At 63.3% G+C, this 14373-nt stretch carries 13 protein-coding genes; 10 read left to right on the top strand and 3 right to left on the bottom strand.

Translation table 11 applies throughout. The annotated features are described in order from the left end of the window. Nucleotides 1-4: 4 nt before the first annotated feature. On the bottom strand, nt 5-2392 hold the full coding sequence (locus tag P9220_RS24730; RefSeq protein ID WP_309768484.1) for a phosphocholine-specific phospholipase C: 2388 nt from the start codon (nt 2390-2392) through the stop codon (nt 5-7). Between the two features lie 343 nt (nt 2393-2735). Then, on the bottom strand, nt 2736-3635 hold the full coding sequence (locus P9220_RS24735; RefSeq protein WP_309768485.1) for a LysR family transcriptional regulator: 900 nt from the start codon (nt 3633-3635) through the stop codon (nt 2736-2738). A gap of 107 nt (nt 3636-3742) precedes the next feature. Here P9220_RS24735 and P9220_RS24740 point away from each other — a divergent pair, with 107 nt between their 5' ends. The 5 genes from P9220_RS24740 to P9220_RS24760 all read left to right on the top strand — a co-directional run bounded on the left by P9220_RS24740 (nt 3743) and on the right by P9220_RS24760 (nt 7623). Beyond that, entirely contained in the window at nt 3743-4615 is an 873-nt protein-coding gene (locus P9220_RS24740) for an aldo/keto reductase family oxidoreductase (RefSeq protein WP_309768486.1), read from the top strand. A 225-nt stretch (nt 4616-4840) separates the two neighbouring features. Beyond that, nucleotides 4841-5611 (top strand): hypothetical protein, encoded by a 771-nt coding sequence (locus P9220_RS24745; protein WP_309768487.1) that lies wholly within the window; start codon nt 4841-4843, stop codon nt 5609-5611. A 95-nt stretch (nt 5612-5706) separates the two neighbouring features. Then, a complete protein-coding gene (locus P9220_RS24750; RefSeq protein ID WP_309768488.1) occupies nt 5707-6411 on the top strand; it encodes a glutathione S-transferase C-terminal domain-containing protein in 705 nt (234 codons plus the stop codon). A gap of 15 nt (nt 6412-6426) precedes the next feature. After that, nucleotides 6427-7044, top strand: a complete 618-nt coding sequence (locus tag P9220_RS24755; RefSeq protein ID WP_309768489.1) for a TetR/AcrR family transcriptional regulator — start codon at nt 6427-6429, stop codon at nt 7042-7044. A gap of 144 nt (nt 7045-7188) precedes the next feature. After that, nucleotides 7189-7623, top strand: coding sequence for a pyridoxamine 5'-phosphate oxidase family protein (locus P9220_RS24760; protein WP_309768490.1), 435 nt, complete (start codon nt 7189-7191; stop codon nt 7621-7623). Nucleotides 7624-7713: 90 nt separating this feature from the next. Here P9220_RS24760 and proP read toward each other — a convergent pair whose 3' ends face one another. Then, nucleotides 7714-9180, bottom strand: a complete 1467-nt coding sequence (proP, locus tag P9220_RS24765) for a glycine betaine/L-proline transporter ProP (RefSeq protein WP_309768491.1) — start codon at nt 9178-9180, stop codon at nt 7714-7716. Nucleotides 9181-9697: 517 nt separating this feature from the next. Between proP and P9220_RS24770 the strand changes: the two genes are divergently transcribed. From P9220_RS24770 to P9220_RS24790, 5 genes are all read left to right on the top strand, one after another. Then, entirely contained in the window at nt 9698-10930 is a 1233-nt protein-coding gene (locus P9220_RS24770) for an urea ABC transporter substrate-binding protein (RefSeq protein WP_309768492.1), read from the top strand. Between the two features lie 65 nt (nt 10931-10995). Beyond that, on the top strand, nt 10996-11865 hold the full coding sequence (locus tag P9220_RS24775; RefSeq protein WP_309768493.1) for an ABC transporter permease subunit: 870 nt from the start codon (nt 10996-10998) through the stop codon (nt 11863-11865). A 9-nt stretch (nt 11866-11874) separates the two neighbouring features. After that, complete coding sequence (locus P9220_RS24780; RefSeq protein ID WP_309768494.1) at nt 11875-12957, top strand: ABC transporter permease subunit; 1083 nt, start codon at nt 11875-11877, stop codon at nt 12955-12957. After that, nucleotides 12954-13664 (top strand): ABC transporter ATP-binding protein, encoded by a 711-nt coding sequence (locus P9220_RS24785; RefSeq protein WP_309768495.1) that lies wholly within the window; start codon nt 12954-12956, stop codon nt 13662-13664. Before P9220_RS24780 ends, P9220_RS24785 begins: the two co-directional genes overlap by 4 nt. After that, nucleotides 13661-14368 carry an ABC transporter ATP-binding protein gene (locus tag P9220_RS24790; protein ID WP_309768496.1) on the top strand — a complete coding sequence of 236 codons (708 nt, stop codon included), beginning with the start codon at nt 13661-13663 and terminating at the stop codon, nt 14366-14368. The genes P9220_RS24785 and P9220_RS24790 overlap by 4 nt, the downstream gene beginning before the upstream one ends. Nucleotides 14369-14373 lie beyond the last annotated feature (5 nt).

Here is a 14373-nt window from a genome sequence, read left to right on the forward strand (position 1 = left end):
CGCTTCAGAAGCTGTCGGGCATGCCCATCGCCGGGTCGGTTACCGAATGTCGGCCCGTCTCCATCCGTCCAGCGATGCGCCGGAAGAAGCTGCGGTCCGTGGCGCTCGTGATTTCGAAGTCATACCAGTACCCGGTCTGAGCGACGTTCCAGAACAGCGCGGCAGGAAGTGCGCCGTTCGTGCTTACCGTCCAGCTATTTCCCGCGCCGAGCGCATCATCGCGACCGAAAGGCGCGGGCGCCGGCCAGGCGCCGAAGCCCGGCGCAGGAAAGCCGCCGAAGCCGGATGGATTTCGACCGAAGCCCGGAACGGGCAGACCCGGAAACGCCTGCAATGCACCGTAGAACTTGTTCGACCTGACGGTGAACTGCGCCGGCCCCGCGCCATCGTTGCGCAGTTGCAGGTGCAGCGTGCCAGTCAGCAAGCCGTAGCCGACACGCACTTCCGGATTGACGTCCCGGTGCCCCTTCTGCGCGGCGAGCTGGCCCCTGAATTCGCGATGGAAACCGTTCGGGCCGAGTACCCAGAGATCGTATCGGCCCTGGTCCGTCGAAGTCGGCGTCCACACGTCGTCCAGCGTCTTGCCCGGCTCCACTGCATAACGCTTCGGCAAGCGGTCCAGATGCAACTTGTCGTAGACGTGGAACACGGCGCCCTGCCGACCGGTGTTGGCGAACAGCAGCCGGACGGCGCCGGAGGCCGTATCGACATGAGCGCTGGCATGGAGTTCATAGGGCAGCGCACGCGACGGGCGGAAGCCGCTTGCCTGCTTCGGCATGCCGCGGTTCGCATCGGGCACGATCTGTCCGAGCGCCTGCTGCGTTGCGCGCAGCGCATCGGCGTCGGCCTTGCTTTTTTCGCCCGCGATGGTCGGCAGCGGTTCGTTGTTCGGCGACGCGAAATTGAACGCCGTCGTCAGATCGCCATTGATCAGCCGGCGATACGGTGAGATGTTGCTCTCCTTGATGCCGAAGCGCGCTTCGAGGAAACGCAGCACCGATGTGTGGTCGAACGTCTGCGAATTGACCCAGCCGCCACGGCTCCACGGCGAGATCACCCACAGCGGCACGCGCGGGCCGGGTCCGTACGGCTTGCCGTCGGGACCGGCGGGCTGGCTGTTGGGCTGCGCGCCGGTATCGGCGCGAGTCACGTACGGATGCGTGAAATATTCGGCGCTCAGGTCGGCGCCGTTCAGCGTGGTCTTGCCGGCGTAGGTGCCGTCACCGTTCGGCGACGGCGCCGCGGCCGGAGGCACGTGATCGAAGAAGCCATCGTTCTCGTCGAAATTGACGAGCAGCACGGTCTTGCTCCAGACCTCGGGCACGGCGGTGAGCGCATCGAGGAATTGCTGCACGAACCACGCGCCCTGAACCGGGCTCGACGGCCCCGGGTGCTCGGAGTAGACGTCCGTCGGAATCACCCACGAGACTTCCGGCAGGCGGCCGTTCTTTACGTCGTCGGCGAACGCCTCGACGAACGTGCCGTTGGTATTCGGGTCCGTGTCGGTGGTCGGCAGGGTGTTCGCGTAGCCCTTGATCAGCGGCTGGGCCACGGCATCGGCGGGACTGAAGGCCGGCTCGGCGGCCTGCGTGAGCGACGTGTTGACCTGGCGCGTCGCAGGCAGTGCCTCGTTGGCCTTGCGAAACTGCCTGAAGCCGAGCAGCGGATTGCAGCCGTAGGTGTTCTTGATGTTCTGATAGACCTTCCACGTGACGCCGGCGTCTTCGAGGCGCTCGGCGGTCGTCTTCCAGTCGAAGTACGCGGAGGCGGACGTGGTCACGTCGAAGTCTCCGCTGAAGTTGTTCACAAAGGTCTTGCCATAGGCAGGACCATGCGTGCCCGTCGCATGGATGATGCGGTTCGGGTGCGTGCCGCCGAGAAACGCGCAGTGATAGTCGTCGCAAATCGTGAAGGCTTCGGCCAGCGCGCGCTGGAATGGAATTTCAGCGTTGTCGAAGTAACCCATCGTCTGGTTCTTCTTCGACACCGGCCACGCAGCCATGCGGCCGCCATCCCACGCATTCTGCGTGTCGACCCAGCTATGCGGCGTCCCGGCGACGCGCTGCGCATTGCCTCTGGTTTCGTCGAGATGGTAGGGCAGGTCGATGTTGCCGTTCGCGTCGATCTGCTGCCATACGTTGCGGCCGTCAGGCAGCGGGATCGTGAAGCGATCGCCGTAGCCGCGCACGCCCTTATAGGTGCCGAAGTAATGGTCGAACGCGCGGTTCTCCATCATCAGAATGACGACGTGCTTGACGTCCTTGATCGTGCCGGTGTCGTGATGCGCGGGAATCGCGAGCGCGCGGCGGATGCTCGGGGGAAATACGCTCAGGGCCGCGGCCGACAGGCCGGCAGTCGCCGTGCCTTGAAGAAATTTGCGACGGGAGTTCACGGGGCAAGTGCTCCTTCTTTCCTGCTGATCCTCGAAACCTTCGATTGCCTTCACCGCAGCCGATCCTCCCGGCGACCCGGCCTGGCTCGTCACGTCCGATGCCCATGCACCGGCCGCATGCCATGCTCGATGTCGCCGGCAAGAAAGACCGCCTGCCGAGACCCCGCTCGTGGAAGTTCGAAGGACGTGTTGTTGTGCGCGCGTAACCGGCCGTGCTGCGACTGCCGGTTGCGGCGATTGACGAATATAGGGCGCGGAAATGACGGGACGGTGTCGGAAAGAGAATCGTTGGCCGTGCTTACATATGCCTTGCGAAGGCAGGCGAGCACGACCGCATGCGCCGCTACATGCGGTCGTTCTGCTTTAGCCAGTCGATGAACGCGCGCAGCGGCGCGGGCACATGCCGGCGTCCCGGATAGTAGAGAAACGGCCCGGAAAACGGCTGTCTCCAGTCGTCGAGTATCGGCACGAGCGCACCGCTTTCGACGTGCGGCTGCAACATCTCCTCGAACAGATGGATGACCCCGAGACCTGCGATCGCCGCGTCGATCATCAGGCCCAACGCCGCGCCGGGACGCACGACGAGGCGCGACGGCGGATCGACGCGAACCACTTCGCCATCGCGCTCGAACTGCCACGCGGGCCGCGCACCGCCGGAGAATTGTCCCCGCACGGTGGTATGCGAAAGCAGATCACGCGGATGGCGGGGCGTGCCGTGCGCGCGCAAATAGGCGGGCGAAGCGGCGGTCGTGAATTGGTCGATGCGCGGGCCGATCGGCATGGCGATCATGTCCTGTTCGAGCTTGTCGTCGTAGCGTATGCCCGCATCGCAACCGATCGACAGGACATCGACGAAGCCGTCCTCCACCATCACTTCGACGCGGATGTCGGGATACGCGTGCATGAACCCCGCGAGCAGCCCCGGCAGCAGCGTGCGTGCGGCGCTCGCGGGGACATTGAGCCTGAGCGTGCCGCTCGGCGAATCGCGATAGCCGTTCAGCACATCCAGCGCCGCTTCCATTTCGCCGAACAACGGCGTGAGCGTTTCTATCAACCGCTGACCCGCCTCGGTCGGCGACACGCTGCGCGTCGTGCGGTTCAGCAAGCGCAAGCCCAGCTTGGTCTCGAGCCTGCGCACGGCCATCGAAAGGCTCGAAGCCGATACGCCGTTCGTACGGGCCGCGTCGCGGAAGCCGCCTGCCCGGGCGACGGAGACAAAGGCAGCGAGATCGTTCAGTTCCACATTCGGACCGTTTTGTTTTTTGAACAACCCGTGCAACTTAGCGGTATTCAATCGACGCTGCAAGCTGGAGATAATGCGCCATCCAATCTGCCACCGGGAGCCGTGCAATGATGAAGACCTATGAGTTTGCGGGACGCGAAGTGAATCGAATGGGCTATGGCGCGATGCAGCTTGCGGGACCGGGCGTATTCGGTCCGCCGAAGGATCGCGCGTCCGCGCTCGCGGTGTTGAGGGAAGCCGTTGCAGCGGGGGTGAATCACATCGACACGAGCGATTTCTACGGCCCGCACGTGACCAACGAGATCATTCGCGAGGCGCTGCATCCGTATCCATCGAACCTGACCATCGTGACCAAGCTCGGCGCGGTGCGTGACGACAAGGGCGGCTGGCTGCCCGCTTTCGAGCCAGATGACTTGCGTCGCGGCGTCGAAGACAATCTTCGCAACCTCGCCGTCGATGCCATCGACGTGGTCAATCTGCGCATCATGGGCGACATCCACAGGCCGACCGAAGGCTCCATCGAGCCGCAGATGCACGCGCTCGCAACGATGCAGCAGGAAGGCAAGATACGGCACATCGGCTTGTCCAACGCGACATCGATGCAGGTGCGGGACGCACGGAAGATCGCGCCGATCGTTTGCGTCCAGAATCACTACAACCTCGTGAATCGCGATGACGACGCGCTCGTCGACGAACTCGCGCGGGAGCACAGCGCGTATGTGCCGTTCTTCCCGCTCGGCGGTTTTTCGCCGATTCAATCGGACACGCTGGCCCGGATCGCGGCGCGTCTGAGTGCAACCCCGATGCAGATCGCACTCGCGTGGCTGCTGCATCGATCCCCGAACATTCTGCTGATTCCGGGCACGTCGTCGGTGACGCATTTGCGCGAGAACCTGAAGGCCGCCGATATCGTGCTGAGCGACGAAGTGCTGAAGGAACTGAATGCGATCGGCATTGCCGGCGCGGGGCCGGCTCGCTAAGGTGCGTGCGATCCGCGTTCGGGCCACGCTTGGCATTAACCGGATGCGGCAAGCCCTCGCCGTGAGATCCCACAGCACCATAACGGCCGTCGATCGAAGCGCGCGCGCCGATAGCCCCAATCATCACTCGGTGCCGCGCTTTTCGAGTATTGCTGCAAGGGGCATGAATCACGTTCGCGTTCCGCTGCGCGCGAACGCTCTTCACACGCGCGACCTGGGATCGGGATGACAACCTTCGTCGACTATCCGGCTGTGGTGTTCGTCGTTCTGCTCGCGCTGTTCGTGAGCGCGGTAGCGTTCGGCGCGTACGTGCTGCGCCGCTGGGCGGTGCTGCCCGAGAGCGACCGCGAAGACTTCAATCTCATCCAGACATCGACGCTGACGCTGCTCGCGCTGCTCGTGGGCTTCAGCCTGTCGATGGCGGTCAACCGCTACGACTTGCGCAAGACGCTGGAGGAAAGCGAAGCGAATGCCATCGGCACCGAGTACGCCCGCGCCGATCTCGCCGATGCCGCGACCGGCGCGAAGATCAAGTCCGCGCTGATCCGCTATGCGAAGCTGAGACTGGCGAACTATAAAACGCGCTCGTCCGGCGAACTCGCAAGAATCGCGAGCGATACCACCCGCGTCGAGGCCGAGCTCTGGCAACTTGCAACGCAAGTGGCGAAAGCGCAGCCGACGCCCATCGGCGCACTGGTCGTGTCGGGCATGAACGACGTCCTCAACTCGCAGGACTATTCGGAGGCCGCCCGCATCAATCACATTCCGCTCGGCGCGTGGTATCTGATGATCGTCATCGCCCTGGTCGGTTGCGTGGTGCAAGGCTACGGCGCGAAGGGAAGCCTGCGCAAAGGCCTGCTCATCACCATTCTTCCGGCGACGGTCGCGCTTTCGCTCGCGCTCATCGCCGATATCGACAGCCCGAAAGGCGGACTCATCCGCGTGGAACCGCGTGACCTCACGCGCCTCATGCAGTCTCTTGCACCCGATTCGTGACGAGCCGCCCTCGCGGATCGGCTCTCGCTTCTGCGCGTTGTGGATCGATCGATCTAAAATGTCGCGATAGTGGCCACGACACGGAGACGACCTGCATGATCGAGTTTTATTTTCACCCGACGCCCAATCCCGCGAAGATCGCGCTCTTTCTCGAAGAATCGGGACTGCCTTACGTGCTGAAGCCTGTCGACACGAGCAAGGGCGAGCAGCATTCGCCGGCGTTCCGCGCCATCAACCCGAACGGCAAGGTGCCGGCCATCGTCGATACGCAAGGGCCGAGCGGCAAGCCCGCAGCCGTATTCGATTCCACCGCCATCCTGCTCTATCTCGCGGAAAAAAGCGGCCAGTTTCTCGGCGCGCCGGAAGATCGCCCGCAACTGCTGTCGTGGCTGATGTTCGTCGCGAGCGGACTCGGGCCGTTCTCCGGGCAGGCCGTGCACTTCCAGTATGCAGCGCCCGAAGGGCTCGACTACGCTGTGAACCGCTACCGGCGCGAGGCGGAGCGCCATTACGAAGTGCTCGACGAGAGACTGAAGGGCCGCGAGTTCATCGTCGGCGACAGCTATACGATCGCGGACATGTCGGCGTGGGGATGGATCGATCGCGCATCGCGCGTGTTCAGGAACAGCGACGCTCCGCTTGCCGCCTATCCCGCGTTGCAGCGCTGGTTCGCGAAGATCGACGCGCGGCCTGCAGTGGAACGTGCGCGCGCGGTGAACAAGACGCATGCGTTCAAGACCGTCAACGACGACGAGACCAAGCGCGCGCTGTTCCCGTCGAACTACCCGAAGTCCGCGTAACGAAGGAGCGCGCGCATGCCACGTCCGCGTCAATTCGACGAAGATGCCGTGCTCGATGCGGCCACCGCGCAGTTCTGGTCGCGCGGCTATGAAGCAACGTCGGTGCGCGATCTGGCTGCAGCGATGGGCCTCACGTCCGCGAGCCTTTATAACGCGTTCGGGGACAAGCGCGCGCTCTATGAACGCGCACTCGAACGTTACGTCGAACGCGGATTTCGCGCGCGCGTGCAGCGGCTCGAGCATCAGGTGGCCCCGCGCGATGCCATTGTCATGTTCTTCGATGAAGTCATTCGGCTTTCGGTGAAGGACCCGCATCGCAAGGGCTGTCTGATCGTGAACTCGGCGATGGAACTCGCGCCGCACGACAAGCAGTTTCAGCGCGTGTTGAATCGCATGCTGAAGGACATCGAAGGCTTCTTCGCGCGCTGCGTGACGGCGGGGCAGGAGGACGGCACCGTTTCCTCCGATATCGACGCCGCCGACATGGCGAAGTCGCTCCTCGCGTCACTCATGGGCTTGCGCGTGCTCGCGCGCGTCAACCCGAAGCGCGAACTGCTGGAAGGCGCGCTGCGGCCTGTGCTGGCGATGCTCGACGTCAGGCCGAACGCGAATCGTGCGCGTTGCAAGCGTTGATCTTGCAGGCACGATCGGGGTTCATCCGTGTCACGGTCGCAATCCTCATACGAAGCATCCCGATCCCTGTTCATGTCCACGACAAGAAGCGGCACGAGCGTTGCGCACGTCGTTGGCGTTATCGACCGAACAGGAGGAAAACCGATGAGCACACTGAGCTTGGATGAACTCGCGAGCCGTATGGCCGAGATCGATTTCGCGATGCTGTCGACGCGCGCGTTGAACGGCAAGATCGCCGCGAGGCCGATGAGCAATAACCGCGATGTCAGGTTCGACGGGGACAGCTACTACTTCACGCTCGAGAAGACGCACATGGTGCAGGAAATCGAGGCTGATCCTACCGTTGCGCTGACCTTCACCGGCAGCGCGAAACCGGACGGTGCGCCGCCGCTGTTCGTAGCCGTCGAGGGCCGCGCCGAACTCATCCGCGAGAAGCCCGCGATGAAGGACCACTGGAATGAAGATATCGAAAAGTGGTTTGCAGAGGGCTTTGAGACGCCGGGAATCGTGCTGATCAGGGTGAGCGCGGAGCGCATCCACTATTGGGCGGGCGAAGACCAGGGCGAAATCGCGGTGTAACGCGAGGCGCGCCGCGACGCTGTGGCGCCGAAGGTCCGCCGGACGAACGCGCCGGCGGACGGTCGTAGCATGACGCGCTGAGCCTCGCCCTCAGGCACGCTTCTTTTGAGGAACGATCTCGCGTTTGACCGCAGGCACGACCTTCAGTTTGTCGTGCGTCATTGCAAGCGCCTCGGCGCGCGTCGCGACGCACGGTCCGGAGCCGAGCAACGGCGCGCCCGCCGTCTCGCGCATGGCGAACACGGACACGAGGCCGATGACGGACGCTCCCATCAGGTAGTAAGCGGGAATCATCGGATTGCCGGTCTGCTCGACGAGCCACGCGGTGACGAGGGGCGTCGTTCCCCCGAAAAGCGATACCGAAACGTTGAAGCCGATCGCCAGCGCGCCATAACGAATCCGCGTGGGGAACAATGCGGGCAGCGACGACGGCATCACGCCAGTGAAGGTGGAGAGCAGTGCGCCGAGCATGAAAAGCCCGGCGAACACCGGCCATGCCGCGCCCGTCCGGATGAGCAGCAGTGCGGGAATGGACAACAGAAAGAGTCCGATGCAGCCGCACATCATCACGGGCCTGCGGCCGATGCGATCGGACAGATGACCGGCCCAGAGCGTCATCGGGATCATCAGCACCATGACGATCAGCACCAGGAAGAGGCTATGTGTCTCGTCGAAGTGCAGCGTTGCCGACAGGAAACTCGGCAGATACGACAGCGCCATGTAGTCGGTGACGTTGAAGATCAGTACGAGGCCGACGCACTGGATCATCGGCCGGAATTGCTGCCTGAGCAGGGCGCGCAGCGAGAGCTTAGGACGCGCTCGTTCGTGCGCCTCGCGAATCTCGGCTTCTTTCTTGAAGACGGGAGTTTCCTCGAGCCTCATGCGAATGTAGAGGCCGATGAGTCCGAGCGGCCCGGCGATAAGAAACGGTACGCGCCAGCCCCACGATAGAAGCGCTTCGTGCGAAAGGCTCGTGGTCAGCAGCGCGACGGTGCCTGCGCCGAAAACGTATCCGACGAGGGTTCCGACTTCGAGAAAGCTGCCCGCGAATCCGCGCCGCCTGTCCGTCGCGAATTCGGCAATGAAGGTCGCTGCGCCGCCATATTCTCCGCCGGCCGAGAAGCCTTGTACCAGGCGCGCAATCAGCAGCAAGACGGGCGCCAGCATGCCGATCGAATCATGGCCCGGAATGAGACCGATGCAGAAGGTGCTTGCGGCCATCATGATCATCGTCATCGCGAGCACGCGCTGCCGGCCGATCTTGTCGCCGAGCGGACCGAATACCGCGCCGCCGATTGGCCTCACGAGGAACGCTGCCGCGAACGTGCCGAAGGTCGCGATCAGTTGCGCCGACGGGCTGCTGGACGGAAAGAACACGCGGCCGAGAACCACCGCGATATAGCTATAGACACCGAAGTCGAACCACTCCATCGCGTTGCCTAGGGCCATCGCGCCGACGGCGCGCTTCAGCAACGCGCGGTCGACAACGGTGATCGCGCCCAGCGTAACGGTCGACGATGCTCTGGTTCCGGCATTCTGCTCGTGCAAAGGACTCAATCGTCTCACTCCTGATTCGATGCGAGGCGCGCTTGATCGAGCGCGCAGGCAGGAAGCAGCCGATGAGGCGCGTCGCCCTCGGCATTGTTGGGTTGTTAGCTGGAGTTTGCGGATCGCGAGGCATAGGCGTCGTCGCTAACGCGCCTGGATAACGACAAAATGCGACACGCGATGTGTTTCTCGCCGAGCCTTCAGGCTTCGGCAGGGTCGTGCGAATCGGGGCGCGGCTTGTGTGAGTATGTGTGCGCGTGATCGAGGCCGTTCCTCGCGCTGGCCGGACATCGATAGCCGGGTGACGCCGCGGGAACCCTGCCGTTCTGCGGTCCTGCCTATTTTTGATTGCCGTTGACAACTAAAAATTTGACGCATTAGACTTGGCCTCATCCCTCGCGGCCCGACAAAGATGTCCGCCCGAGGACCCGGCACAGAAGCCCCCTGACGAACCGACGGTTCGTCAGGGGGCTTTTTTTTGTCCGCGTTTTTCCCCTGTTCTAGCGCTCATTTATGGAGAACCCGCATGTTGATGAAGCCGTCGGGCTGGATGCGTCTCGCCTTTACCGCAGGACTTGCCCTCACATCGCTTGCATCGAGCGCCGCCGATCCGGTAAAGATCGGCCTGCTGGAAGATGCCTCGGGAAACTTCGCACTGGCGACCATCCCGAAGATTCACGCCACGCAGCTCGCAGTCGATGAGATCAACGCGAAGGGCGGCATCCTCGGACGTCCGGTCTCGCTGATTGCCTACGACACGCAGTCCGACAACACCAAGTTCCAGGAACTCGCGCGGCGTCTGGTTCAGACCGACAAGCCCGATGTGATCTTCGGGGCGTTCTCCAGCGCATCGCGCGAGGCGATACGGCCCATCATGGATCGCGCGCATCAGCTCTACTGGTACGACAACCAGTACGAAGGCGGCGTGTGCGACACCAACACCTTCGTCACGGGCGCCGTCCCCGAGCAGCAATTCTCGACCCTCATTCCCTGGATGATGCAGAAGTACGGCAAGAAGGTGTACACCATTGCCGCCGACTACAACTTCGGGCAGATCTCGGCTGAATGGGTGCGCAATATCGTCAAGGAGAACGGCGGCACGATGGTCGGCGAGGAATTCATTCCGCTGTCCGTATCGCAGTTCGGGCAGACGATCCAGAACATCCAGAAGGCGAAGCCCGACTTCGTCGTGACGCTGCTGGTCGGCGCGAATCAGGCGTCGTACTACGAACAGCAGGCTTCATCGCATCTGAATCTGCCGATGGCAAGCTCGGTGAACGTCGGTCAGGCGTATGAACACAAGCGCTTCAAACCGCCTGCGCTGAAGGACATGTACGTCACAGCGAACTACGTGGAGGAAGTCGATTCGCCCGCCAGCAACGACTTCAAGAAGCGCTTCCACGCGAAGTTCCCGAATGAGCCGTACATCAATCAGGAAGCCGCGAACGCTTACGACGCCATCTATCTCTACAAGGCCGCCGTCGAAAAAGCGAAGACGACGAATCAGGAAGCAGTGCGCAAGGCGCTTGAAACCGGCATCTGCACAGAAGGCGCGCAAGGCAAGGTCTGCATCGATCCGAAAAGCCATCATGCGAGCCATACCATCTATCTGGTGCGCGTGAAGGACGATCACTCCGTCGAGATCCCGAAGGTCTGGGAAAACGTGCAGCCGTACTGGCTCGGCAAGGTGGGCTGCGATCTGCCCAACAAGCCGGATCATCGTCAGTACACGCCGTCGAACCTGCCCAAGAAGTCCTGATCCGGGCGGACGCGCGCGCGCCGAACACGGCGAACGCGCGTTCGCCTTCTGAACGTGGAGCATGCATGGCCACCTTTTCGGTTCTCTATTCGCTCGTCTATCAGTTCGGCGACAGCTTCGCCTATCTGGTCCTTGCGGCGCTCGGTCTCGCGGTGATCTTCGGCATGATGGGCGTCATCAATCTCGCGCATGGCGAGTTCATCATGTGCGGCGCGTATGTGACGATCCTCGCGGCCAAGCGCGGCGTGCCGCTTCCTCTTGCGATGCTGCTCGGCGCGCTTGCGGCGGCGATCGCGGGCGTGGTCATCGAGCGGCTCGTCATTCGTCACCTGTACGATCGCTTGTTCGATTCGGTCGTGGCGACGTGGGCAATCAGCCTCATCGTGCAGCAGACGATGCTGCTCGTCGCCGGTCCTTCGATAGAAGGCATCGGCACGCCGTTCGGATCGTTCTCGCTCGGCGATTATTCGTTCTCCACATATCGTGCGCTGCTGCCGGCTATCGCGCTCGCCATCCTCTTCGGCCTCTATCTGCTGTTCTTCAAGACGAATTACGGCGTCTGCGCCCGCGCCACGATTCAGAACGCCAACATCGCGCAATGTCTCGGCCTGCGCACGGACCGGCTCTATACGCTGACGTTCGCGCTCGGCGCGGGGCTCGCCGGGCTGACCGGCGCGCTCTATGCGCCGACCATGACCGCGGTGCCGACGATGGGCAGCAACTTCATCGTGCAGGCGTTCGTGTCGGTAGTGGTCGGTGGTGCGAACGTGATTGCGGGAACCACGCCCGCAGCCGCGGTGCTCGCCGTCATCCAGACCGCGCTCACGGCGTCGTATGGTCAGCTGTTCGGGCAGATCGGCTTGCTCGTGACGGTCATCGTCGTGATCCGGCTGATGCCGCAAGGTCTCGGCAATCTCTTTTCCCGCTCGCGCTAGGAGGCCGACGTGAAGCAAACGAAAGTGCCTTCGGGGCTGGCCCCGGCCGGCGCCACGACACGCGCGCTGCAGTACGCCCCCTGGCTCGTGGCCCTCGTTCTGCCGCTCATCGTGGACGCCACCACGAGCGGCAACCTCGCGTACTGCCTGTTGTGGGCGTTCGGTGCGGTCGGCCTCGCCGCGATGTGGGGCTACGGCGGCATCCTGTCCTTCGGGCAGACCGCCTTCTTCGGCCTGGCGGGTTACAGCTACGGCATCTTCACGCTCAATTACGGCGATGCGTGGTTCGACTCATGGCTGGGTCTCGGCGCGGGGCTGGCGGTGAGCGTCGTCGTCGCGGCGCTGATCGGCTACATGATTTTCTATGGCCGCATCAAGGGCGTGTTCATCGGCATCGTCACGCTCTCGGTGACGCTCGTGCTCGAAACCTTCATGTCGCAGACGGCCGGTCCGCAATGGGCGATCGGCGAAGCGCGGCTGAACGGCTACAACGGCATGGGCGGCATGCCGCCGCTGACGATTCCCTGGCCCGGCGGGCCGCTTACGCTGGAAAACGCGAGCTTCTACTACCTCGTGCTGATCCTGCTGCTCGTCGTCTATGTCGCGATACGCAGGCTGCTCGACGGCACGTTCGGACTCACGCTTATCGCCATTCGCGAGAATCCGCAGCGCGCGGAGATGCTGGGCGTCGACATCCGCCGCCATCAGCTTCTCGTCTTCGTGCTCGGGTGCACGCTCGGCGGATTGTCGGGCGCGCTGTACACGATCTGGGGTTCCTACATCACGCCATCGACGATGGGCCTCACCTCCGCCGCGATGCCGGTCATCTGGGTCGCGACCTCGGGGCGAAAGAGCATCGGCGGGACCATCGTCGGCACGGCACTGCTCGTGTGGCTCTCGCAGAACCTCGCGGTGTACGGCAGCCAGTACGCGCTCATTCTGCTCGGCGCGATCCTGCTGATCGTCGTGCTGGCAGCGCCGGAAGGTCTGCTGCCGTTCGTCACGCGGCATCTGCGGCGTCTGTATCGCCGCGCGGGCCACGATACGGGCCGCGGCGGTGCATGTCTCAAACGAGAGGAGGGCAAGTCATGACCACGCTGCTGGAAACGCGCGGACTCAAGAAGCACTTCGGCGGCGCCCACGTCATCAACGGCATCGACTTCAGTATCGATGCAGGCGAGATTCGCTGCGTGATCGGGCCCAACGGTGCGGGCAAGAGCACGTTCTTCAAGCTCATCACCGGAGAGCATCGGCCGTCGGAAGGCAGCGTGATGTTTCTCGGCCAGGACATGAGCCATGTGCTGCCGCATGAACGCATCCGCATGGGCATGAGCATCAAGTTTCAGATTCCGGGCGTGTTTCCCGATCTGACCGTGCGCCAGCATCTGCAGTTGTCGCTGCATCGTGCGAAAGACGATCGGCCTGAAAGTCTCGACGAGCTGTTGCAACGCTTCATGCTGGAGAACGAGGAACACGTGCTCGCGCGCAACCTGTCACACGGCAAGAAGCAATGGCTCGAGATCGCGATGGCCGTGTCGCTGCGTCCGAAGCTGCTGTTTCTCGATGAACCCGTGGCGGGCATGTCCGTCGAGGAAACGCACGCGACCGGCGAGCTCATCAAGCGTCTTTCGGCGGCCGGTCTCACGATGATGGTCGTCGAGCACGACATGACCTTCGTCAAGCAGATCGCCTCGCGCGTGACGGTTCTGCACGGCGGAAGCCTGCTTGCCGACGGTCCGCTCGACGACATCCTCGCACGCGACGATGTCGCGGAAGTCTATTTGGGGAAGAAGAAATGAGCGCGTTGCTTCAGGTGTCGGGCGTGGAAGCGGGGTACGGCGGCGGGCGCGTGCTCAACGGCGTGTCGTTCGGTGTCGGACGCGGCGAAGTGCTGGCGCTGATCGGACGCAACGGCGTCGGCAAGACGACGCTGATGCGCGCGTTGATCGGTCTGATCGGCCTCGATGCGGGCAGCATCGAACTCGATGGCGAATCCATCGGCCACGATAAGCCTTATGCCCGCGCGCAGAAAGGCATGGGCTACGTGCCGCAGGGCCGCGAAGTCTTCGGGGCGCTGACGGTCGCCGAGAACCTGCAGGTCGGCGCACAGGCGAATCGCGCGCAGGCGGCGCGAATGAAGGACACAGTGGTCGGGTACTTCCCGATTCTGAAGAAGCGCTATCAGCAGAAAGCGGGAACCATGAGCGGCGGCGAACAGCAACAGCTTGCGATCGCGCGGGCGCTCATCAGCTCGCCGAAGGTGATCCTGCTCGACGAGCCGTCCGAAGGCATCCAGCCATCCATCGTCGATCTGATCGGTGAAACGCTTCAGCAGATCGCGCGCGAAACAGGGATCGGCGTGGTGCTGGTCGAGCAGGACATGGGCATGGTCGAGCGCATCGCGACACGCTGCTGCGTGATGGACAAGGGACGGATCGTCGAGACACTGAGTCCCGCGCAACTCGCGGACGAACAACTGATTCGCCAGTATCTGGCACTGTGACGGAG

The organism is Caballeronia sp. LZ016 (genome assembly GCF_031450805.1).
Lineage (GTDB): Bacteria > Pseudomonadota > Gammaproteobacteria > Burkholderiales > Burkholderiaceae > Caballeronia.

What these genes read in the sequence shown, in the direction of transcription:
- P9220_RS24760 (WP_309768490.1), top strand. Translation starts at nt 7,189, where the DNA reads ATGAGCACACTGAGCTTGGATGAACTCGCGAGCCGTATGGCCGAGATC.
- P9220_RS24740 (WP_309768486.1), top strand. Translation starts at nt 3,743, where the DNA reads ATGATGAAGACCTATGAGTTTGCGGGACGCGAAGTGAATCGAATGGGC.
- P9220_RS24745 (WP_309768487.1), top strand. Translation starts at nt 4,841, where the DNA reads ATGACAACCTTCGTCGACTATCCGGCTGTGGTGTTCGTCGTTCTGCTC.
- P9220_RS24775 (WP_309768493.1), top strand. Translation starts at nt 10,996, where the DNA reads ATGGCCACCTTTTCGGTTCTCTATTCGCTCGTCTATCAGTTCGGCGAC.
- P9220_RS24755 (WP_309768489.1), top strand. Translation starts at nt 6,427, where the DNA reads ATGCCACGTCCGCGTCAATTCGACGAAGATGCCGTGCTCGATGCGGCC.
- P9220_RS24790 (WP_309768496.1), top strand. Translation starts at nt 13,661, where the DNA reads ATGAGCGCGTTGCTTCAGGTGTCGGGCGTGGAAGCGGGGTACGGCGGC.
- P9220_RS24750 (WP_309768488.1), top strand. Translation starts at nt 5,707, where the DNA reads ATGATCGAGTTTTATTTTCACCCGACGCCCAATCCCGCGAAGATCGCG.
- P9220_RS24770 (WP_309768492.1), top strand. Translation starts at nt 9,698, where the DNA reads ATGTTGATGAAGCCGTCGGGCTGGATGCGTCTCGCCTTTACCGCAGGA.
- P9220_RS24785 (WP_309768495.1), top strand. Translation starts at nt 12,954, where the DNA reads ATGACCACGCTGCTGGAAACGCGCGGACTCAAGAAGCACTTCGGCGGC.